At 34.4% G+C, this 20,878-nt stretch carries 20 protein-coding genes and 1 tRNA gene; 13 read left to right on the top strand and 8 right to left on the bottom strand.

The features are described from left to right. Window positions 1-33: 33 nt before the first annotated feature. The 7 genes from MYRA21_RS03840 to MYRA21_RS03810 form a co-directional block, all read right to left on the bottom strand. Complete coding sequence (locus MYRA21_RS03840) at window positions 34-2,763, bottom strand: hypothetical protein (RefSeq protein WP_006259679.1); 2,730 nt, start codon at window positions 2,761-2,763, stop codon at window positions 34-36. Then, a complete protein-coding gene (locus tag MYRA21_RS03835) occupies window positions 2,763-3,797 on the bottom strand; it encodes a hypothetical protein (RefSeq protein ID WP_006259678.1) in 1,035 nt (344 codons plus the stop codon). Before MYRA21_RS03835 ends, MYRA21_RS03840 begins: the two co-directional genes overlap by 1 nt. Continuing rightward, window positions 3,794-4,585, bottom strand: coding sequence for a hypothetical protein (locus MYRA21_RS03830; RefSeq protein ID WP_006259677.1), 792 nt, complete (start codon window positions 4,583-4,585; stop codon window positions 3,794-3,796). Before MYRA21_RS03830 ends, MYRA21_RS03835 begins: the two co-directional genes overlap by 4 nt. Window positions 4,586-4,605: 20 nt before the next feature. Beyond that, window positions 4,606-5,085 carry a hypothetical protein gene (locus MYRA21_RS03825; protein ID WP_006259676.1) on the bottom strand — a complete coding sequence of 160 codons (480 nt, stop codon included), beginning with the start codon at window positions 5,083-5,085 and terminating at the stop codon, window positions 4,606-4,608. Window positions 5,086-5,147: 62 nt separating this feature from the next. Further along, complete coding sequence (locus tag MYRA21_RS03820) at window positions 5,148-5,663, bottom strand: hypothetical protein (RefSeq protein WP_006259675.1); 516 nt, start codon at window positions 5,661-5,663, stop codon at window positions 5,148-5,150. 198 nt (window positions 5,664-5,861) lie between these two features. Beyond that, the gene (locus MYRA21_RS03815; protein ID WP_006259674.1) at window positions 5,862-6,416 is read right to left on the bottom strand and encodes a hypothetical protein; all 555 of its coding nucleotides are present in this window, start codon (window positions 6,414-6,416) and stop codon (window positions 5,862-5,864) included. 373 nt (window positions 6,417-6,789) lie between these two features. Next, entirely contained in the window at window positions 6,790-7,641 is an 852-nt protein-coding gene (locus tag MYRA21_RS03810; protein ID WP_006259673.1) for a helix-turn-helix domain-containing protein, read from the bottom strand. 339 nt (window positions 7,642-7,980) lie between these two features. Between MYRA21_RS03810 and MYRA21_RS03805 the strand changes: the two genes are divergently transcribed. The 10 genes from MYRA21_RS03805 to MYRA21_RS03760 all read left to right on the top strand — a co-directional run bounded on the left by MYRA21_RS03805 (window position 7,981) and on the right by MYRA21_RS03760 (window position 17,278). Then, complete coding sequence (locus tag MYRA21_RS03805) at window positions 7,981-8,433, top strand: GatB/YqeY domain-containing protein (RefSeq protein ID WP_006259672.1); 453 nt, start codon at window positions 7,981-7,983, stop codon at window positions 8,431-8,433. A gap of 10 nt (window positions 8,434-8,443) precedes the next feature. Then, window positions 8,444-8,517, top strand: a tRNA-Arg gene (locus MYRA21_RS03800). A 544-nt stretch (window positions 8,518-9,061) separates the two neighbouring features. Next, window positions 9,062-9,484, top strand: coding sequence for a CBS domain-containing protein (locus tag MYRA21_RS03795; protein ID WP_006259671.1), 423 nt, complete (start codon window positions 9,062-9,064; stop codon window positions 9,482-9,484). A 210-nt stretch (window positions 9,485-9,694) separates the two neighbouring features. After that, window positions 9,695-10,159, top strand: coding sequence for a GAF domain-containing protein (locus MYRA21_RS03790; RefSeq protein WP_006259670.1), 465 nt, complete (start codon window positions 9,695-9,697; stop codon window positions 10,157-10,159). A gap of 206 nt (window positions 10,160-10,365) precedes the next feature. Beyond that, the gene (gene rpsO / locus MYRA21_RS03785; protein WP_006259669.1) at window positions 10,366-10,635 is read left to right on the top strand and encodes a 30S ribosomal protein S15; all 270 of its coding nucleotides are present in this window, start codon (window positions 10,366-10,368) and stop codon (window positions 10,633-10,635) included. Window positions 10,636-10,808: 173 nt separating this feature from the next. Continuing rightward, on the top strand, window positions 10,809-12,965 hold the full coding sequence (locus tag MYRA21_RS03780) for a polyribonucleotide nucleotidyltransferase (RefSeq protein ID WP_006259668.1): 2,157 nt from the start codon (window positions 10,809-10,811) through the stop codon (window positions 12,963-12,965). A 481-nt stretch (window positions 12,966-13,446) separates the two neighbouring features. Then, on the top strand, window positions 13,447-14,832 hold the full coding sequence (locus MYRA21_RS03775; RefSeq protein WP_006259667.1) for an NAD(P)-binding domain-containing protein: 1,386 nt from the start codon (window positions 13,447-13,449) through the stop codon (window positions 14,830-14,832). A gap of 186 nt (window positions 14,833-15,018) precedes the next feature. Next, entirely contained in the window at window positions 15,019-15,882 is an 864-nt protein-coding gene (locus MYRA21_RS03770; protein WP_002987652.1) for an RNA polymerase sigma factor RpoD/SigA, read from the top strand. A 69-nt stretch (window positions 15,883-15,951) separates the two neighbouring features. Continuing rightward, entirely contained in the window at window positions 15,952-16,320 is a 369-nt protein-coding gene (locus MYRA21_RS03765; protein ID WP_006264640.1) for a hypothetical protein, read from the top strand. Between the two features lie 85 nt (window positions 16,321-16,405). Beyond that, a complete protein-coding gene (locus MYRA21_RS03760; RefSeq protein ID WP_006259665.1) occupies window positions 16,406-17,278 on the top strand; it encodes a helix-turn-helix domain-containing protein in 873 nt (290 codons plus the stop codon). A 46-nt stretch (window positions 17,279-17,324) separates the two neighbouring features. Here MYRA21_RS03760 and lysS read toward each other — a convergent pair whose 3' ends face one another. Further along, entirely contained in the window at window positions 17,325-19,025 is a 1,701-nt protein-coding gene (lysS, locus tag MYRA21_RS03755; RefSeq protein ID WP_039328613.1) for a lysine--tRNA ligase, read from the bottom strand. A gap of 190 nt (window positions 19,026-19,215) precedes the next feature. Here lysS and MYRA21_RS18735 point away from each other — a divergent pair, with 190 nt between their 5' ends. From MYRA21_RS18735 to rpe, 3 genes are all read left to right on the top strand, one after another. Then, complete coding sequence (locus tag MYRA21_RS18735; protein ID WP_006259663.1) at window positions 19,216-19,380, top strand: YqaE/Pmp3 family membrane protein; 165 nt, start codon at window positions 19,216-19,218, stop codon at window positions 19,378-19,380. Window positions 19,381-19,391: 11 nt separating this feature from the next. Next, window positions 19,392-20,096 carry a lipoyl(octanoyl) transferase LipB gene (lipB, locus tag MYRA21_RS03750; protein WP_006259662.1) on the top strand — a complete coding sequence of 235 codons (705 nt, stop codon included), beginning with the start codon at window positions 19,392-19,394 and terminating at the stop codon, window positions 20,094-20,096. A 67-nt stretch (window positions 20,097-20,163) separates the two neighbouring features. Then, a complete protein-coding gene (gene rpe / locus MYRA21_RS03745) occupies window positions 20,164-20,826 on the top strand; it encodes a ribulose-phosphate 3-epimerase (protein WP_006259661.1) in 663 nt (220 codons plus the stop codon). Window positions 20,827-20,878: the final 52 nt, after the last annotated feature.

Below are 20,878 nucleotides of genomic sequence, written 5' to 3'. Positions count from 1 at the left end.
GATAGTCCTTTTATTTTTCGCCATATTTTGACGCTAGAATTGGATAGAGTTAAACTTTTTAGTTTGTACTTCTTTATCCTTGATTTTAATAGTGAAATTATTTATCTGCGGTTGATTAATATGGGTACTTACTTTGATAGCATTTTTTAGAACATCTACATAAGCACTATTCTCTGGGTATAGCGTTAGTATATAGTCGCCTTTAGGAATGTATAGAATATAGTTACCACTATCTGACGTATAGGTAGTGTAGCTTTCTCCAGTATGGCTTTGAGCTACGATACGTTGTCCAGAGAGATTTCTATTGATAAGATGCGAGTTCTCAGAGAATTCATAATTAATACTACCAGATAACGTAGTTGTCTGTCTTAAGTGAATGCTATGTGTGGTATCTGATTTTAATACGATCTTATCTGTATTAGCAAACCATTCCTGATCATTTTTGACTTGTATGGTATAGCTATCAAGAGGTAACTTTTTATATTCTATTGCTCCTTCTTTATTCGTGATAAATGATTTATTGTTGATATAGACTATTCTATTAGATGCAGGATAGTTATTATTCGCTTCATCTTGGTAGTAAACGATTATCTTTAGAGTATACGCTTTCTCATAAGGCTTGTAAGGCATTAATTGTTTGATTACACCTATTTGTACATAATTTGTTTTATTGTTCTTAGAAAAGCCTCCATAGTTGTTATAACTACTAACATAGATATCAAAGTCCTTTGTCAACTTATATTCTAAACGACTATTTAATTGCCATAAGTCATCTGTTGTTGATGTCTTCGTATAATAAGCGTTAAGTACCACTCCTACATGATTATTGAAAAAACGTTGTCTATAGTTTCCCATAATCATCAGATTAGTATAAGTACTTGTATCTATAAAGCCTAAGTAACTCGAGTTGATGACTTCACTTAGATTGCTATAATTGTACTGATAGCTCACTCCAAAATCAACACTTTTATAGTTGACTCCGGCATTTAAGCGGTAGTGTAATTTATCAGTTAAACTTACCTTAGAGAGATAGTTCCCTAAATCAAGTGATACATTATATCCTAAGCCACTAGTGAAACTATTGTGATTGAATGAAGTACTTAATCTCAATGCATCTAAGTCATCCATTAATTGAGTTTTGTAATTGAAGCGTTGTTCATTTACATAACGTGGGCTTAGTAGAAGCATATTGGTCTGAATTCTATAGGAATAGTTTAGCCCTATGGTATTAGATTGTTGTTTTGAGTTATTATAATCTGTATAACTGTATTTAGGAGCATAGTGGACGAAACTTTGTGTCAAGCCAAAACTATGCTTATCAAAGTTTCTTCTGATGCTACTAGACACTTGAGAAGCACCTTGTCTAATACCTGCATAATAAGGGCTACTGTAGAAGCTATTTGTTTGGAATTGATACTTGTCCCATCGGGCATATGCATTTATCCCTATAAAGGCTCCTAATTGATTATTTTCTTTACTATCTATAGTAGAGATACCTTCCATCATTTCTAAATTAAATGTAGGAGTATTCCATAGGCTAAATGTATTATACCACAGCGTCTTTTTCTCATCATAGCGATGGTTTAGATCATAGTACAGCTGTGATTGTCTCCACTTGTGTTTAAGCGAAGTAAACCCAATCCATGTATTATAGCCAATAGAGCGATCACTTGCATCTGTGATTAAATAGGTTTTATCTAAGTATCCACCTTGTATAGAAATGGAGTCTTTTATATTAATATTAGTTTGTATCCCTCGTCCTTGTAATGAGAATTCCCCTGTTTGGTAAATATTACCAGCTAGTACTTGTACTTTTTCGGTCTTGATATCTGCTAGGAAGTGACGTAGATTATATTTGTTCTCCTTGTCCCAATAGATTAGATCTCCAGTTAATCCTACTTTAGTCTTTTCGCTTAAGTGAACTTCTGTAGAACCTATCAACTGAAATGAGTTCATTACATTATTACCACTAACACGGTTAAGTTCTATTGTGTTTCTCTGGTAATAAGGATCTGTATTCGAATTATCTATTTTATATCGTCGTTTAGATTTTAAAGAGCTGACACTATAGTTAGTACGTGATATAAAATCTCCATTTTCATATAATAGCGTAGCAGTGATATCAAAATCCTCTAGTTTAACAGCTTCTTTCGAGATGATTTGGTTGATAGTAATGAGAGTATCTCGCTGTGGAGCTAATGTGATATGAGAAGTATGAGTACGGTGTTTATTGACCTGATTCGGAAAGGTTATGATATAATGAAGCTTTTCTGATGTATTACCTCTATTTTGAATCGAAGCTTTTAAATGTATCGTATCTCCTATTTTTTGGAACTGTAAATGATTGTTCTGATTTTGAAGTAAGATACGTCTGTTTCTTTGTATTAAAATCTTTTGTTCAGCTACTTGTATGATTTGATTTAGATTGTTGCTTAGACTAGCTCTTATGAACAAATCTATCTCACTACTAGCAGACTGGTCTATATTCGCTATGATAGGGACATAGACTCTCTGTCCAGGGTGTATCTGAATGAATTTATTAGCGTTACTAGATATGCGTAAGTTAGTAGAATTACCTTCTATCTTTATATTCCCAGACCATTGTGTATTACTGACATTAGATACTTCTATGGCTGATGAGATATTACCATATTCATCCGCAGGAGTTTCTATATCCGTAAACTTTAAATGTATAGGTGTTTGTTGTGTGTATGAAAGTGAAAACAAACAGATAAACAGTAATGTATAAAGCTGTTTAAGCATTAATTAGGGACAATTACAAAGTATAAATAAGTTTCGTATCTACCACTAGCTTGTTGTAATTCCTTCTGATTAGGAGGAATGCTCAGTTCAAGGTTATATGACATCGATTGACTCCATCTCGAGAAGGAGGCAAGAGGCTGTTCATTAGCAGACAGTGATAATGGACCGAATATCTTTACATCTCTAGCATCTGAAGGACTACCTCCTTCAAGGTTATTTAAAGTCGCCTTTAGTTTTAGTATAGAAACAGGTAAGCTATTCGACATCGTGTTATTATACATCATATTATCTGCTGTCTTTACGAGTACTTGATGACCTTGATAACTCTTGATGTAAAGAGCATTGCTTATCGTGATCGTTTTCCCTTTTACAATATCATCTGGTGAATCAAAGTTAAAGACAAATTCACTAGCACCATTTCGCAACTCTGCTATTTGATCTCCGTGATTTCCTACATAGTTAATTTGGAATCTTGCATTACCAGTACCAGATGTTTTACGTAGAAGTAACTGGTCTCTACCTGACGAAGTATCATATAAGGAGAACTCGTATGTACTCATATAAGTATTGTTAGGAATAGTCAGTAAATGTACCCCTCCTCGAATAGTCAAGTCAAAGTTTAAGGTATAGTAGTTACCTTCTGGTAGAGGTGTTGTACTCTCTATGATCGTATTTTCTTGATATTTGCTTAGAGGTAAATCTCTTCCCACGACACTGAAGGCAAGTTGATTAAAATTACCCCCTTGTTTATTCGTACTTAATGTTGACATCTCAGCAGGTACCATATAGTTTCCTGCATAGTAATCATCGAGTAGTCTTACCGTTAACTTCCATTTGGTAGGTGAAGGCGTTCCGTAGAATCTGCGAAACTGTACAGAGATCTGTTTATCTTCTGTCTTCCCTACTTTTAGATCATTATATGAATTTAATACAGACTGTCCGCCTCCATAAATATTTAAGTCATACTGTGCTAATACCGTATTGCTCAGTAGTAATAAAAATAGGCTGATGTATATATTTAACTTTAGGTTCATAGCGTGAAGTCTAGTTCTGCCACTTTTACGATATTATCCTTGCCATAAGTTAGTTGGATAATAAAGGTGTAAGTGCCTGTTTTTAGTTGATTCGGTAGTGGTATAATATGCTTTCTTAAGTCAGTAGGTAGACTGTAAAAATCTAGTGTATTCAATGTTGTTTTCTCTCCCGTTTGTTGATTGAAGATACTCGCTGTCATCTTTCCGTCACTCCATAGTTTTCCATCGTTCTGAAAGTTAACTTCTATCGCTTTTTCTCCCTCAGCAGTCTTGGCAGGTTTGATATCTACTATTTCTACAGACTCTGTATTATTTTGATTTGCATGATATACTTTTAGTCCCATACGCACTGTCACTTTGATAGCAGCACCGTTTTCATCCACTGCATTCCCAGGATTTAACTGAGTGAAGAACACCATCGCTGTATGTACAGGTATATTAGCAGGCAGGTCTTGAGGAACATTAAGTATAATCTCTACTTCTTTGACTTCGTTTGGTTCAATTACAAAATAAGAATTAGGTAATACTTGAATCCATTGAGAAGCTGAAGTTTCTAATGTATTAGCTTCTACTACATTATTACTACCTCTCTCATCATAATTCCAATCTCCAATAGAGACTCCTACTTCGACAGCTTTGTCATTTGGATTGGCTATACGAACTTTTTGAGTAGCTATAGTTCCAGCAGCATTTCTAAAGTACATTTTACCAGGAGAGATAGACAGTCCTGCTTGTGCGAATATTGGAAGAGCGCTTAGTAAAAGGAATAGTAGTATTAGTTTTTTCATTATGATGTGGTGCTTTAATTTTAGTGAGGCAGTAGCGTGTATATAATCTCTGTTTTATATGTTCCTGCTTTTTTATTTAATATACTTACAATGTTTTGTTTCGGAATCGCGTAATTGACATCTATTTGTTGACTGTTACTTCTGTTCTCAGATTGTAAGATTATCTGAGGCTTATCAGATAAGTTGATTGTACTTAATCTCAACGGGAAGTTTAATAGGGTAGATGTGGCTACACTTGGCTTGATATGAATGATAGACACAGGCAGTGATGACAATGTTGACTCATATTGAAAATATGGATTTATGGTGCGTACTGACAATTCGTATGGAGTAGAACACTTTATGATCACATGATTTTTCAGAATACCTGTTTCTGCCCCTTGTGTATATACTTCTCCTCTATTTAAGTTTAAATCTACAGTAGAATGTGAGATAACCAAGGATTGTTGCTCCTTAAAGTTTAGTACTATCCTAGCCCTTGTAGATCCTATCTGAGCCATAGCGATGCTGGTGACACAGAAGAGGAGTGTGATGAATAATGATTTTTTAAACACGTGTAATATTACAATGATAAGATAGTGTAAGTAATTACAGTACTATAAGTACCTACTGGTTTATTTAATAATTCTTCGGATGCATCCATTTTATAAGACACATTGAAAGTTCTTTTCACATCACCTAGATTAGAACTAATCATATTGTGTTCTTTCATAGATAGTGATACAGGTATCATGGTTATATTTTCTCTAAAGTCACCGATAGTTCCTAATGTAGGGTTTAGACTAATGTTTTCTAAACTTATTTGTTCATTATTACTAGTCAGCGGAGAGCTAGCAGCCACCCTTACTTCATAAGTACCACTGCTCATTACTTCTATATGATCTGCTTGGTCGCTGATCTTTCCTTTAGTATAATCTTCTACTGTTTCGAAAGACAGATTGATATTAGATTGTTGATCATTAATCTTTATAGACTGTATTGGTTTTAGAGTCACGATAAGGTTAGTTTGCGCAGTATTCTGAGCATGCATTACCACACTGACTAAGATCAAAAAGAAGGTAAAGAATAATTGTCTCATATCATCTGTTTTAGATATTCTAAATTTAGTAAAAAAAAGCGTACAAAGTCAATAATCGTCAATGTTTTTAGCTGTTTTGGGTAACAAATAAATGGAATAGAAGCAGAGGGTATTAATTCGCTTTTTAGTCCAAAAAAAAATCTACTGAAGTGAATGATATCACTACAGTAGATTTATATTGTATAAGGCTATATCTTATTATAGAGCATATAAGTTATAAGTAACTGTAGTGCTGTATGTACCTGCTTTTTTGTCTGTATATGCAGAAGTTTGGCTTGCTGGTATAGCGTATTCGATAGCATATCCCATCTTAGCACTTCCTGCAGATGTAGTGATTAAAGAGCTGCTCTCTGTAGTAGCTAATGGAGTGATGTTATGAGTAGCATTAAAGTTAGCTGGTGCAGCACCTTCTGCTAAGTTATTGTTACCTTTTACTCTTACTTCTACTGTGTTTACAGGGATGCTAACTCCATCATTTGTTAAATCACTGCTAGCGATCACTTTTACTTCATATTTTTGAGTAGCTGTTACTTCTAAGTGGTTTTGTAATTCACCTGAAGTACTACCTTTTTGAAACTGTTCTACAGTGTTCATTTGGATATTTACATTAGGATTCTTAACAGTCAATTCATAAACGTCTGATAAGTTAACGTTTAAGTTTGTGCTTCCTGTACTTTTTTTGTCTTGTGCGAAAGTTGAAGTACTTGCGAAAGCTAAAACTGCTACTAATACTAATTTAAATGTTGTTTTCATTTGCTTATTTCTTTTTAATTGTGGGAATACTTGATTTGTTATTTTGTTTGGCAAAAGTATAGCAGCTTTGATTCTCAAATAGTGTCATTTATCTTCAAAGAATTGTCATTTATCACATAATGTGATAAAATATTCTTAATAAAAGCCTTGATTTTAAAGATTTGTGAATTTGTTTTATGTAGTCTAAGATGTGTTTTTATATGTTATTGACACTTTAAATAGTAGTAGATTGTTGTTATTTAGGTTTTTAAGTTTAAACGGTATTAAAACCTCTTTTTGTTAGGATTATTTAGTCGGAGAGAGAATTGACTGTGAAGGATGTAAAAAATCCCCTTGTAAATAGTCATTACAAGGGGAGAAGGGATAAACGATATTATAATAGTTCTCTATATTCTTTAGGGCTCAGTCCTGTTGCTTTTATAAAGAAACGGATGAAGTTACTCACGTCTTCAAAGTTTAGCTCAAAAGCAACTTCCTTAATGGTCATCGGAGTATGCTTTAATAATAGCTTTATTTCGTTGACCACTGCACTCGCTATTATTTTTTTAGGCGTAGTCCCAAATACTTCTTTGCACACTTCAGTTAACTTAGCGATAGAGATATTCATCTGTTCTGCATAGAAATGAACGTTTCTTTCTTTTCTAATGTTATTTTTGATCAACTCATTAAATTTTACAGTATGTTGTATTTGTAGTGGAGTAAGTTTCTCTTTATTAAAGCTGACAAACTTCTCTATATGGCCTGCCATAATATACAGAAGAACTCTCTCTATAATATTATGAGCTAACATATAATGTACATCACTATATTCTTTTGACTTCAGTTTTAATAAAGTGGTAAAATAACATTGTACAAAAACTTCGTGCTCCGGCTTAAGCGTAATCGAATTAATAGCATTCGTATTATCAAAGAAGAAACACTTGCTTAAAAAGTGACTGTCAAGTTCTGTTCTACAGTAAAAATTATCTGTAAACTGCACATAGTATAAGGTGTAACTCTCAGAAGCCGTTAAGCGAAATAGCTCATTCTTTCCTAAGAATAGACAGTCTCCTTCTTTAATTTCTTTTTTGTTCGTAGTTAGGGTGACAGTTACTTTTCCTTTTTGTAACCAAAGTAGTTGGTAGACATCTTTGTGTTGTTCGAACGGCACAGTGTCTTCTGTAAGGTAAGTAGCTCTACCTACCTCTATACCATAGGTAGATTTTAGTTCGATAGAAGTTAGCATATTTTGTAAGGTAGTAATAGGTGTTTATAATGTTTTATTGCTTGTTTACGTTATATCGCTTCTTATGTTTGTTAGTTTTGGTTTGATGCTTTAGTAGACCGTCTCTATATTGGGTTCAGACGAGTTTTGACAAATATCAAATTTTATTATGATTATGAATATTTTTAAAAGTTAATTTTTAAAACTTTTAATTCTGATTCCCAACAGAAAAGAGGTACATTATTCGGATAAATAAGTTGATTATTGTATAATATAAAGAATTTAGTGAACTTATAACTATATGATTTTGTTAGTTACATGGGCTTTTTTATATATTTGCAAAAAATAAAAATAATTGATATGAGTTTACAATCAAAGATCATGGACGCTATAAAAAGTGCAATGAAAGCGAAGGATACAGTAGCTTTAGAAGCATTAAGAGCAGTAAAGTCAGAGTTATTATTAGCTCAAACTCAATCAGGAGCACAAGCTGATTTAACAGAAGAAGAGGAGATTAAGATTCTTCAGAAGTTAGTAAAACAAAGAAAAGACAGTGCTAATATTTTTTCAGAGCAAGGGAGAAATGATTTAGCTGAGCCAGAAATAGCACAAGCTGCAATCATAGAACAATTCTTGCCAGAGCAATTATCAGAAGAAGAAGTTCAAAAAATAATAGGTGAGATAATTACGAATGGTGGTTTCAGTGGTATGTCTTCAATGGGACAAGTAATGGGAATCGCTACTAAAGAATTAGCTGGTAAAGCTGATGGTAAGACCATCTCATCTGCAGTAAAATCTCTATTGTCTAAATAGTAGATTTAATGTCCGTGTAGTTCAACTGGATAGAATATCAGATTTCGGCTCTGAGGGTTGGGGGTTCGAACCCTCCCGCGGACGCAAAATATATACGCTATTATCTAATCATAGATAATAGCGTTTTTTGTTTTATAGACTTTACTGTTTGCTATAATGATGACTTATGTAGCAAGCTATCTCCTAGTTAAAGAATAGATTTTTCAAAAGCCTGTTTTATACTCTTATTATCTCTTTATTATACTCCTACTTTTATATTATCGGATATTGATGGGGATGTGATCGGGTAGTGATGGGCTTATTTATAGTACTTTTTAGCCGAGCACATGCCTATCATATGCCGACCACAAGCCGACCACCCCTATTTTAGTAATAAAAAAGACTGCTGAAGAGAGAGGTAATATTCTTTTTTTGTAGTGGGTAGAGATTATTCTGTAGGGGTAGATTTCTTTTGTGTGAAGTGATAAGTAGTGATAAACGCTAAGGGAGGACGCAATTGGTGTTGTGTTAGACTGAAAATAAAATTGCCTTTTTTTAAAAAATAAATGAAAAAAGATGGAATCTGATAAATATCATATTTTTAGATATAGTGTTAGGTTACATTTGTCCTAACAAAATAAGTTATGATATGAGACAGAATGTACCAATTTCTAGTATTATGGCTTCAAAACTTGTCAAGTTAAATCTAACAGATTCATTGACAAATGCTGAAAAGTTATTTAAAGAGAACAAGATTAGACATCTTCCTGTGTTATCTGGAGGAGAGTTAGTAGGAATTCTCAGTTATACTGACTTAGTAAGAATTAGTTTAGCAGAGACGGTAGGAGATAATGATGATATTATTGATACCACTATATATAATATGTTCTCTATAGAACAAGTAATGGTTAAGGACGTTGTGACTATACAAGCAGATTGTAGTATTAAGGATGCAGCCGAAATAATTATCGAAAGAGGATTTAGATCATTGCCTGTTATGGATGGAGATATATTAGTAGGAATGCTTACTAGTACTGATTTGATTAAGTATTTGATAAAGCAATACGAATAAGGAATAAAAAGAATTGCTATAAAAAAGATTATTATATTTTGTAGTTTGTGAGTTTGGCTACGAAATTACATATTGTTGTTTGAAAAAAGCATTAGAGGTGAGTTCTAATGCTTTTTTGCTTTTATACCTATGTGTAAGTTTTTTTGAAATACTTCTATTGATAGAATGAAGTGATTGTTATATTTGTTTTTCTATAAAACCATAATTAAGATGAATAATTTATATCAAGAGCTTTTAGTGGCATCTAAGGCAATATTAGAATCTAATGTATTAGATAGAACAGAGAAGTTAAAGCAAGTATGTGTTCTGTTAAATGAGAAAATAGCGTACTATGATTGGGTTGGGTTCTACTTTGCAGTGCCAGAAGAGAGAGTGCTTCATTTAGGACCTTACAGCGGTCCTGAGACAGACCATACAGTGATTCCCTTTGGTAAGGGGATTTGTGGACAGGTGGCTGTTAGTAATGAGACTTTTTTAGTAGAAGATGTGACTGCTCAAGATAATTATATTGCTTGTAGTATTACTGTTAAGTCTGAGATTGTAGTTCCGTTATTTGTTGATGGAGTTAATATCGGACAAATAGATATTGATTCTAATACGATTAATGCATTTACAGCTGAGGATCAATCATTTTTAGAATTACTAAATGTAGAAATAGCTAAATTGTTTATTTAGTTCCTATTATAAAGAAGACTTGCGTTTTGTTTAGATTATACTGTTATTAATTGAGGTATTGGTAATCAATGTACTAGAGGGTAAATAAGAACCTAAAAAAAAGTGTATTATTTATAGTTGTATTTTGAAAAATAAAATTACCTTTGCAAACGTAAATATGGATACACCATATTTCATGCATAAAAATCATTAAAAATAATATTGGCATGTATTTATCAAAAGAGAAAAAAGCTGAGATCTTCGCACAACACGGTGGAGCTGCAGCTAACACTGGATCTGCTGAAGGACAAATCGCTTTGTTCACATACAGAATCACGCATTTAACTGAGCACTTGAAAAAAAATCGTAAAGATTATAATACAGAGCGTTCATTAGTTCTTTTAGTAGGTAAAAGAAGAAGACTTCTTGACTACTTAAAGAATACAGAAATTAACAGATATCGTGAGATTATCAAAGTATTGGGTATTAGAAAATAATCAATATAGAGAAGAGGTGCCTTTGTGCGCCTCTTTTTCTTTTTAGCCTTTTTGCAGAAAAAGACTGGTTTTTCATTGGGTTTCATACAACTACACAACAACACACACAACACAACACACAATTATTAATGTCTCTCTTCGGAGAGACAGAAACCCTAAAGTATTAATTTATTATGATTCCTAAGGTAACTAAAGAGATTATCGATTTAGGAGATGGCCGTAGCATCTCGATCGAAACTGGGAAATTAGCGAAACAAGCAGATGGTTCTGTAGTTGTTCGTATGGGAGACTGTATGCTTTTAGCTACAGCTGTATCAGCGAGAACTGCTAACCCTGGTGTAGACTTCCTTCCTTTAACTGTAGATTACAGAGAAAAATTTTCTGCTGCTGGACGTTTTCCAGGAGGCTTTTTTAAACGTGAAGCTCGTCCGAGTGATCAAGAGGTGTTAACAATGCGTTTAGTAGACCGTTGTTTACGTCCATTGTTCCCAGATGACTATCACGCAGAAACACAAGTTATGATTCAATTAATGTCTCATGACGAAAATGTAATGCCTGATGCATTAGCTGGATTAGCTGCTTCTGCAGCATTAGCAGTATCAGATATTCCATTCTATAATTCTATTTCTGAGGTAAGAGTTGCTCGCGTTGATGGGCAGTTCATCATCAATCCATCTAGAGAACAACTAGACGCATCTGATCTTGATATGATGATCGGTGCATCTAAAGACTCTGTATGTATGGTGGAGGGTGAGATGAAAGAAATCTCAGAACAAGAAATGATTGATGCAATAAAGTTTGCTCATGAGGCGATTAAAATTCAGATCGAAGCTCAAGAGAAGATGCGTGCTGCATTAGGACTTACTTACCGTGAGTACGAACCAGAAGCAACTGATGAAGAGGTGGAGAAAATCGTACATGATGCAGCGTATGCTAAATTGTATGAAATAGCTTCTCATGCTAGTGCTAAATCTGAGCGTGGAGAGAAATTCGCTGAGGTGTATGAAGAAGTTAAAGCTTTATTCTCTGAAGAAGATTTAGAAGAGAAAGCTGAACTGATCAGTACATACTTTAAGAAAACTCAAAAAGAGGCTGTACGTAACCTTATTTTAGATCAAAACATTCGTCTTGATGGTCGTAAGACTACTGAGATTCGTCCTATCTGGAGTGAAGTAGATTATTTACCTTCAGTGCATGGGTCTTCTATCTTTACACGTGGTGAAACGCAAGCGTTAGCTACTGTAACATTAGGTACATCAAGAGATGCGAATATTATCGACTTACCAAGTGAGCAAGGTGAAGAGAAGTTCTACTTACATTATAACTTCCCTCCATTCTCTACAGGTGAGGCAAAACCATTAAGAGGTACTTCTCGTAGAGAGGTAGGTCATGGTAACTTAGCACAACGTGCTTTGAAAAACATGATCCCTGCAGACTGTCCTTATACTATTCGTTTAGTATCTGAGGTATTAGAGTCTAACGGTTCTTCTTCTATGGCTACTGTATGTGCTGGTACTCTAGCATTAATGGATGCAGGTATTCAAATTGAAAAACCAGTTTCAGGTATTGCAATGGGACTTATCTCTGATGCAAAAACTGGACGTTGGGCTGTATTGTCTGATATCTTAGGTGATGAGGATCACTTAGGAGATATGGACTTTAAAGTTACTGGTACTAAAGATGGTATCACTGCATGTCAAATGGATATTAAGATCGAAGGATTAGCTTATGATATTATGGAGCAAGCGTTAAAACAAGCTCATGATGGTCGTATGCATATCTTGGGATTATTACAAGAGACTATCGCTGTGCCTAATCCTACTGTTAAACCTAAAGCTCCTAAGATTGTTACTGTTACAATTCCTAAAGACTTTATCGGTGCAGTTATCGGACCAGGTGGTAAAAATATCCAAGCGCTTCAAGCAGAAACTGGTACTACTATCGTTATTAACGAAGAAGGTGATTATGGTATCATCGAAGTATTAGGTACTGATCAAGCAGGTATGGATAGAGCATTAGCTGCTATTAGTAATACTACTTTCTCTCCAGTAGAAGGTGAGACTTACCATGTTAAAGTGGTTAAGATGCTTGACTTCGGTGCAGTAGTAGAATTTGTACCAGGTAAAGAAACTTTACTTCACGTATCTGAATTAGATTGGAAACGTATTGAGAATGTATCTGACGTTCTTAAAATGGGAGATGAATTAGATGTTAAGTATTTAGGTATAGACCCTAAAACTAAAAAAGCTAAAGTATCTCGTAAAGCTTTAATGCCACGTCCTCCTAGAGAAGAGAAAAAAGACGCGGCTCCAAAACAAGAAAATAAATAAGAGTAATTCTTTTTATTATATAAAGGACATCTAGTAATAGGTGTCCTTTTTTTGTATTCATTTTTATGAGATAGCTAGTCAAGTGGTGGCTATCCTAGATATCTGTTAGTATATCTGACCTCCTCTTTCCATATCGATATTATATACTGCTGATTATTGTCATTGTGGTAGTTGTGTTTTTGCGGTTAATAATGGTGTTTTTTGGTTAAGTCATTAATTTGTATTATATTAGCAATTAACGTTAATAGGGGGTGGCATGCTTATATATTTTTAGCATGTGTATTCAACTCCTATCCAAATTCAAGTTTGATATACTTGACCTTATTTTCAGCATATAATTATGCTGCCTAATGTACATCGTTTATTAGATGTATCTATTATAGAATACGAACATGTGGTATTCTATCTCGGCTGAGCAATCAGTGATAATCATTTTATTAATTTCTTCACTTTATAGTGAGGACAAATTCGTTATGTAGTTATGTTAAATTTAAAAGTTGGAATTATTGGTGCTGGTCCGAGTGGATTAGCCATGTTACGTGCGTTCGAGTCAGAACAAAAAAAAGGTAACCCTATTCCAGAGATTAAATGTTATGAAAAACAAGATAATTGGGGAGGAATGTGGAACTATACTTGGCGTACAGGTGTAGGGAAATATGGTGAACCAATACACGGGAGTATGTATAAATACTTATGGTCTAATGGGCCTAAAGAATGTTTAGAGTTCTCTGATTATACATTTATGGAGCACTTTAAACAACCTATATCTTCATACCCACCGAGAGAGGTTTTATTCGATTATATACAAGGGCGTATTAAGCAGAGTAATGCAAGAGATTTTATCAAGTTTAATACTGTGGCTAGATGGGTAGATTACCTAGAAGATAAGAAGCAGTTTAGAGTTATATTCGATGACTTAGTAAAGAATGAAACTTTTGAGGAGTACTTCGATTACTTAGTTGTGGGAACGGGACACTTCTCAACGCCAAATATGCCTTATTTTAAGGGAATAGATAGCTTCCCTGGGACTGTTATGCATGCGCACGATTTTAGAGGTGCAGATCAGTTTATAGATAAAGATATTTTGTTAATAGGAAGTAGTTATTCTGCTGAGGATATCGGTGTACAATGTTTTAAACACGGTAGTAAATCAGTTACTATTTCATATAGAACCAATCCTATAGGTGCTAAATGGCCTAAAGGTATCGAAGAAAAGCCTATTGTAACCCATTTCGAGAATAATGTGGCTCACTTTAAAGATGGTTCTAAGAAGGAATATGACGCCGTAATTCTGTGTACGGGGTACCAACATAAGTTCCCGTTCTTGCCAGATAATTTAAGGTTAAAGACAAAGAATAACCTATATCCAGATAATCTGTACAAAGGAGTTGTGTTCAATGAGAATGAGCGACTAATCTTTTTAGGAATGCAAGATCAATATTATACGTTCAATATGTTCGATACGCAAGCTTGGTTTGCTAGAGATTATATGTTAGGACGTATCGCTTTACCTAATAAAGAAACTAGGGATAAGGATATCGCTAAGTGGGTAGAACTAGAAAAAGCGTCTGTAACAGGAGAGGAGCATGTAGACTTCCAGACTGATTATATCAAAGAATTGATAGAGATGACAGATTATCCTACATTTGATCTAGATAGAGTGGCAGAGATGTTTAAAAGTTGGTTAAATGATAAAGAAACTAATATTCTAAATTATAGAGATAAAGTATATACTTCTGTGATGACAGGTGTCACTGCAGAAGAGCATCATACACCATGGATGAAGGAGTTAGATGATAGCTTAGAAAGGTATCTGGATGAGGTAGAGGTAGATGAGTTAGAATTAAGTAAAGAGAATTACTACTAAGATAAAGAGTTATATTTTTTATAAAATAAAGTTAGCGCTACAGGATTTTGATTTTGTGGCGCTTTTTTTGTGTAGGTAATATGAGGTTAAAAAATATTTTTAAAAATGTTGTAACCTTTTAGTAATAGTGTACGTATAACTAATGTGTGAAGAGCACATCATAGCAAAAATAAGGATAGAAATAATATGAGACAACTTAAAATTACCAAGCAGGTAACGAATCGTGAGACCGCTTCTCTAGATAAGTACTTGCAAGAAATTGGTAAAGTAGATTTAATTACTGCGGATGAGGAAGTAGAGTTAGCGCAACGAATCAAAGCAGGAGATCAAAGAGCACTAGAGAAATTAACGAAAGCAAACTTACGTTTCGTAGTATCGGTGGCAAAGCAATATCAAAACCAAGGATTGACATTACCCGATTTAATTAATGAAGGAAACTTAGGTCTGATCAAAGCTGCACAGCGTTTTGATGAGACACGAGGATTCAAATTCATTTCTTATGCAGTATGGTGGATTCGTCAGTCGATTTTATCAGCTTTAGCAGAACAATCTCGTATCGTACGTTTACCATTGAATAAGATCGGTTCTATTAATAAAATTAATAAGATGTATGCTTTATTAGAGCAATCTAATGAACGTCCACCTTCAGCAGAAGAAATCGCTGTAGAGCTTGATATGACTGTAAATGATGTAAAAGAGAGTATGAAGAACTCTGGTCGTCATTTATCAATGGATGCTCCGTTAGTAGAAGGAGAAGATTCTAACTTATACGATGTATTGCGTTCAGGTGAGTCTCCTAATCCAGATAGAGAGCTTATTCATGAGTCTCTTAGAACAGAAATCGAGAGAGCATTAGAGACTTTGACTCCTAGAGAAGCTGACGTTGTACGTTTATACTTCGGTTTAGGTGATCAACATCCTATGACATTAGAAGAAATAGGAGAAACATTCGATCTTACTAGAGAGCGTGTTAGACAGATTAAAGAGAAAGCTATTCGTAGATTAAAACATACGTCTAGAAGTAAAATTCTTAAGACATACTTAGGATAATATAGATTAGAAGCGTTACTATTTAGGTAACGCTTTTTTTTATACCTTAGGTTAGCGTATATTTGTATTGTGAGAAAGTTTTTGTTTATAATCATATCCTTATTAGTATTTAGACCAGTAGTGCCGTTGGTAGACTACCTGGTAGACTATGATTATATCGCTACTTTTTTATGTGTGAATCAAGACAAGCCTGAGATGCATTGTAATGGACAGTGTTATCTAATGCAAGAATTAGCTAAGATAGCTAAGGAAGAACAAAAGAAAGATGCTGTTAAGCAGGTATATACTATTGCTTTTGTTTTGATGTATGTTGATTATAAATCTGAACTACCTACTCCTAATTTTGATATAAAAGGAGTACATAAGGTTTATGATAGATATAATAATTTGTATTCCTCTTTATTTAGCCGTCAGGATCTACGTCCTCCTCTCGTTTAATTAGTATTTATAATGTGATTATTTGATCGTCTATCTATAGTAGTGCGGTCAGTGAGCTTATGTATAATATTAATTAAAGATTCTTATGTCTACTAAGATTATAAAATCCTTTCCAATCAGTTATTTTACACAAGATCAGTCTTCATTTTTTATTAAGCCAATAAGTGCCTTAGGCAATGCTTATCCTTTATTAAAAGATAGTTTTAGGGCTAACTTTTACATGATTGTCTTTGTGTATAGAGGGAGTTATGCTATTAAGATTAATGGGGTTGATTATGTTGATTATCAGTCAAGTGTTTACTTTATAAAACCAGGTGATGTTGTACAGATGCAGTTCAATACTGAATGTACAGGTATATTCATCGGTTTTGAGGATTCTTTCTTTTCTCAACGCTATCATGAGAACATATTGCGTTATTTTGATTTCTTTCAATTAGATAGTGCCTCTCAGCAGATAGTGAGTGAGAGTGTGCGTACTAAGGTTGTGTTATTGGTAGATATGATGTTGGGTGAGTATAGTACTGATAGAGTATATCGAATGAAGGTTCTGCGTTCTTATTTAAATATATTGCTATGTGAGTTACAGAGCGTGGACGAAGAAGATCAGCACTTTTCGATAGAGTATAATAAGGCTGGTTATAACGATCGTATTCTTGCTTTTATGGATTTAGTCGAAGTTCACTTTAAAGAGGCTAAAACACCTTCTTTTTACGCTGAGAAGCTATGTGTGACTCCTAACTATCTCAATAAACTTTGCAAACAAGAGCGAGGGATAACTGCAGGACAATTAGTTCGTCAACGCATTGTGGTAGAAGCAAAGAGATTGTTGCAGTTTAGCACATTTAATGTCAATGAGATTGCGCAGGAATTGTGCTTTGATAGTACGTCTTACTTTGTTACATTCTTTAAAAAACAAGAAGGGATTACACCAGATCATTACCGCAAGTCATTTTCTTGAATATAGGTATAAAAAAACGAGACTTAATAGTCTCGTTTTTTATTTCTTAGTGTTGGTACACTACATATTTTGTATCACCTTCAGTTTCTACTTTAGTAAGATTGTGAGAAGCAAGTCCTTTCATTGCTTTATCCCATTTCTTACCACTTAAAGAAGCTTGTTCTTTTAGAGAACCTAATTCTACTTTATTGTCATTGTTTTCTAATATCTGAATAATGATTTTCTCTTCATCTGATAATTCTACTGAAGGAGCTGTTTTCTCTGGTCTCATTTGAGGGAAGAATAGCACCTCTTGGATAGAAGGATTATTGGTTAAGAACATAATTAAACGGTCCATACCGATACCTAATCCTGATGTAGGAGGCATACCATACTCTAATGCACGTAAGAAGTCTTGGTCGATAAACATCGCTTCATCATCTCCACGATCAGCTAAAGCCATTTGAGCTTCGAAGCGCTCTCTTTGGTCAATAGGGTCATTAAGCTCAGAGTAAGCATTCGCAATCTCTTTACCACAAACCATTAGCTCAAAACGCTCTGTCAATTCTGGATTATCTCTATGAGCTTTTGTCAATGGAGACATTTCTTTAGGATAGTCAGTAATGTATGTTGGTTGGATGTAGTTTCCTTCACATTTCTCTCCAAATATTTCGTCTATAAGTTTTCCTTTACCCATTGTTTCATCTACTGGAATACCCATGCCTAAAGCAGCTTGACGAATCTCATCTTCTGATTTACCAGTGATATCAAATCCTGTAAACTCTTTAATAGAGTGAGCCATCGTGATACGTTTGTAAGGAGCTTTAAAGTCGATTTCGTGTTCTCCGAAAGTAGCTTTAGTAGTTCCATTAACAGCGATAGCACAGAATTCTAATAAACGCTCTGTGAATTCCATCATCCAGTTGTAGTCTTTATAAGCTACATAGATCTCCATAGCAGTAAACTCAGGGTTATGTGTTCTGTCCATACCTTCGTTACGGAAGTTTTTAGAGAACTCATACACACCATCAAAACCACCAACGATTAAACGTTTTAAGTACAATTCATTAGCAATTCTCAAGTATAGAGGAATGTCTAGTGCATTGTGGTGAGTGATGAATGGACGAGCAGACGCTCCACCTGGGATAGACTGTAATACAGGAGTTTCTACCTCCATATAACCAGCTTCGTTGAAGAACTGACGCATAGCGTTGAATAACTTCGTACGTTTAATGAAGATATCTTTATTTATTGGATTTACCACTAAATCAACATAACGCATTCTGTAACGCAATTCTGGATCTGTAAAAGCGTCAAATGTATTTCCTTCTGCATCCGTTTTTGGTAATGGAAGTGGTCGTAAAGATTTACTTAATAGTTGTAATCCTTGTACACGTACTGTTTTTTCTCCTACTTGTGTAGTGAATAACTCTCCTTCGATACCAACGAAGTCACCTAAGTCAATAAGTTTTTTGTAAATCTCATTGTAAAGAGTCTTGTCCTCTCCTGGGCATAACTCATCACGATTGATATATAACTGAATCTTTCCTTCGCTATCTTGAATAGTTGCAAAAGAAGCTTTTCCTTGAATTCTTGAAGACATTAATCTACCAGCCACGATAACCTTCTTACCTTCTTCAAAATCGTTCTTTATCTCCTTCGATGTATGGTCTACTGGAAATAGATTAGCAGGATAGGGATTCACACCAAGCTCTTGTAACTTGCTCAGCTTTTCTCTTCTGATGATTTCTTGTTCTGAAAGTTGCATAATAACTGTAAATTAATTTAAAAGGCAAATATAGTTAATCTTTGAAAATGCGACAATTAGTATTCGCTATAAAACGACTTAATTTGCAATACTTTGTAATAAAACGAGGTAGGTCTCATCATTTTAACTTCATTAACGAGGGAGTTGACTAAAAAATGCCGAAATTTGTATCAGACAAAATTATTTAGCCATGAGTTTAGGAAGAGTATTATTATCTATTTTTTTACCACCTTTAGCCGTTTTAGACAAGGGATGTGGATCTATTTTGATAGTGACACTGTTGACTATCGCAGGTTGGGTACCAGGGGTTATTGCGGCATTAGTCATACTAAATAATCCTAAATACAATAAATAACAAACAACACAATGAATAAACAAGTAAAGCTTATTGATTTAGGCGAGAAAGATTATAAAGATACTTGGGATTACCAAGAAGAGATATTCCAATCTATTTTAGATGTCAAAATTAGAAATAGAAGAGAAGAGCGTACAGACGATACAGATAACTATTTACTATTCGTAGAACATCCACATGTTTACACATTAGGAAAAAGTGGAGATGTACACAATATGCTTTTAAACGATGAACAGTTAAAGGCAAAAGGAGCTACATTCTATAAGATTAATAGGGGAGGAGACATTACTTATCACGGACCTGGTCAGGTAGTAGGATATCCTATTTTAGACTTAGAGAACTTCTTCACAGATATACATAAATATTTGCGTTTATTAGAAGAGACTATCATTTTAGTTTTAAAAGATTACGGAATAGAGTCTGGTAGAAGTGAAGGAGAGACAGGAGTATGGTTAGGAGTAGGAACACCTTTTGCACGTAAGATATGTGCGATGGGGGTAAGAGCCTCTCGTTGGGTGACGATGCACGGTTTTGCCTTAAACGTAAACTCGGACTTAGGTTACTTTGATAATATTATCCCTTGTGGTATTCGTGGTAAAGGAGTTACTTCTCTGAATGTAGAACTAGGTGTAGAGCAGGTAGATGAAGATGAGGTAAGAGCTAAGATTATCCAATATTTCTCAGAATTATTCGAAGCAGAAGTTATTAAACAATAAGCAATATACGTCCCAAGAGCCTTCGCTGTTGGGATTTTTTTTATCTTTGTACAAACAACACAATTATATGAAAAATACGATTATAGCACCTTCAGTATTAGCAGCAGACTTTGCTAATCTTCAGAGAGATATTGAAATGGTGAACAACAGTCAGGCAGATTGGTTCCATATTGATATTATGGATGGAGTATTTGTGCCAAATATTTCTTTTGGAATGCCAGTATTAGCTGCTATTAATAAGCATGCTAAGAAGACATTAGACGTTCACTTAATGATAGTAGACCCTGATCGTTATATTAAGACGTTTAAGGAGCTAGGAGCAGATATCTTGACTGTGCATTATGAAGCGTGTACACACCTACACCGTACAGTACAAGCTATTAAAGCTGAAGGTATGAAAGCTGGAGTAGCACTTAACCCTCATACGCCTGTAAGTGTATTAGAAGACATCATTCAAGACTTAGATTTAGTACTTATTATGAGTGTTAACCCTGGTTTTGGAGGACAGAGCTTTATTGAGAACACGTATGAAAAAGTGCGTAAACTAAAAGCAATGATAGAAGCTAAAGGAGCGAATGTAATGATAGAGATAGATGGAGGGGTAAATAATAAAAATGCAAAAGCTTTAGTAGATGCTGGAGTAGACGCTTTAGTAGCAGGTAACTTTGTGTTCAGTGCTGCTGATCCTATCGCAACTATTGCAGACTTAAAAGAAATTACTTCTAAGTAAGAAGTTTAAAATAATGATATAAAAAAGGCTTGGTGTATTCAGTACACTAAGC

Source organism: Myroides sp. A21 (assembly GCF_000807225.1).
GTDB classification, from domain to species: domain Bacteria; phylum Bacteroidota; class Bacteroidia; order Flavobacteriales; family Flavobacteriaceae; genus Flavobacterium; species Flavobacterium odoratimimum.
Note: the sequence above shows the minus strand (reverse complement) of the source record. Positions and strands in the feature narration are given on the sequence as shown.

Bases quoted from the DNA above. Each gene is read 5' to 3' on its own strand.
- MYRA21_RS03780 (WP_006259668.1), top strand. From the start codon at position 10,809: ATGATTCCTAAGGTAACTAAAGAGATTATCGATTTAGGAGATGGCCGT.
- MYRA21_RS03790 (WP_006259670.1), top strand. From the start codon at position 9,695: ATGAATAATTTATATCAAGAGCTTTTAGTGGCATCTAAGGCAATATTA.
- MYRA21_RS03810 (WP_006259673.1), bottom strand. From the start codon at position 7,641: ATGCTAACTTCTATCGAACTAAAATCTACCTATGGTATAGAGGTAGGT.
- MYRA21_RS03760 (WP_006259665.1), top strand. From the start codon at position 16,406: ATGTCTACTAAGATTATAAAATCCTTTCCAATCAGTTATTTTACACAA.
- MYRA21_RS18735 (WP_006259663.1), top strand. From the start codon at position 19,216: ATGAGTTTAGGAAGAGTATTATTATCTATTTTTTTACCACCTTTAGCC.
- MYRA21_RS03835 (WP_006259678.1), bottom strand. From the start codon at position 3,797: ATGAACCTAAAGTTAAATATATACATCAGCCTATTTTTATTACTACTG.
- MYRA21_RS03770 (WP_002987652.1), top strand. From the start codon at position 15,019: ATGAGACAACTTAAAATTACCAAGCAGGTAACGAATCGTGAGACCGCT.
- MYRA21_RS03775 (WP_006259667.1), top strand. From the start codon at position 13,447: ATGTTAAATTTAAAAGTTGGAATTATTGGTGCTGGTCCGAGTGGATTA.
- rpsO (WP_006259669.1), top strand. From the start codon at position 10,366: ATGTATTTATCAAAAGAGAAAAAAGCTGAGATCTTCGCACAACACGGT.
- MYRA21_RS03795 (WP_006259671.1), top strand. From the start codon at position 9,062: ATGAGACAGAATGTACCAATTTCTAGTATTATGGCTTCAAAACTTGTC.
- lipB (WP_006259662.1), top strand. From the start codon at position 19,392: ATGAATAAACAAGTAAAGCTTATTGATTTAGGCGAGAAAGATTATAAA.
- MYRA21_RS03830 (WP_006259677.1), bottom strand. From the start codon at position 4,585: ATGAAAAAACTAATACTACTATTCCTTTTACTAAGCGCTCTTCCAATA.
- MYRA21_RS03805 (WP_006259672.1), top strand. From the start codon at position 7,981: ATGAGTTTACAATCAAAGATCATGGACGCTATAAAAAGTGCAATGAAA.
- rpe (WP_006259661.1), top strand. From the start codon at position 20,164: ATGAAAAATACGATTATAGCACCTTCAGTATTAGCAGCAGACTTTGCT.
- MYRA21_RS03815 (WP_006259674.1), bottom strand. From the start codon at position 6,416: ATGAAAACAACATTTAAATTAGTATTAGTAGCAGTTTTAGCTTTCGCA.
- lysS (WP_039328613.1), bottom strand. From the start codon at position 19,025: ATGCAACTTTCAGAACAAGAAATCATCAGAAGAGAAAAGCTGAGCAAG.
- MYRA21_RS03840 (WP_006259679.1), bottom strand. From the start codon at position 2,763: ATGCTTAAACAGCTTTATACATTACTGTTTATCTGTTTGTTTTCACTT.
- MYRA21_RS03820 (WP_006259675.1), bottom strand. From the start codon at position 5,663: ATGAGACAATTATTCTTTACCTTCTTTTTGATCTTAGTCAGTGTGGTA.
- MYRA21_RS03825 (WP_006259676.1), bottom strand. From the start codon at position 5,085: ATGGCTCAGATAGGATCTACAAGGGCTAGGATAGTACTAAACTTTAAG.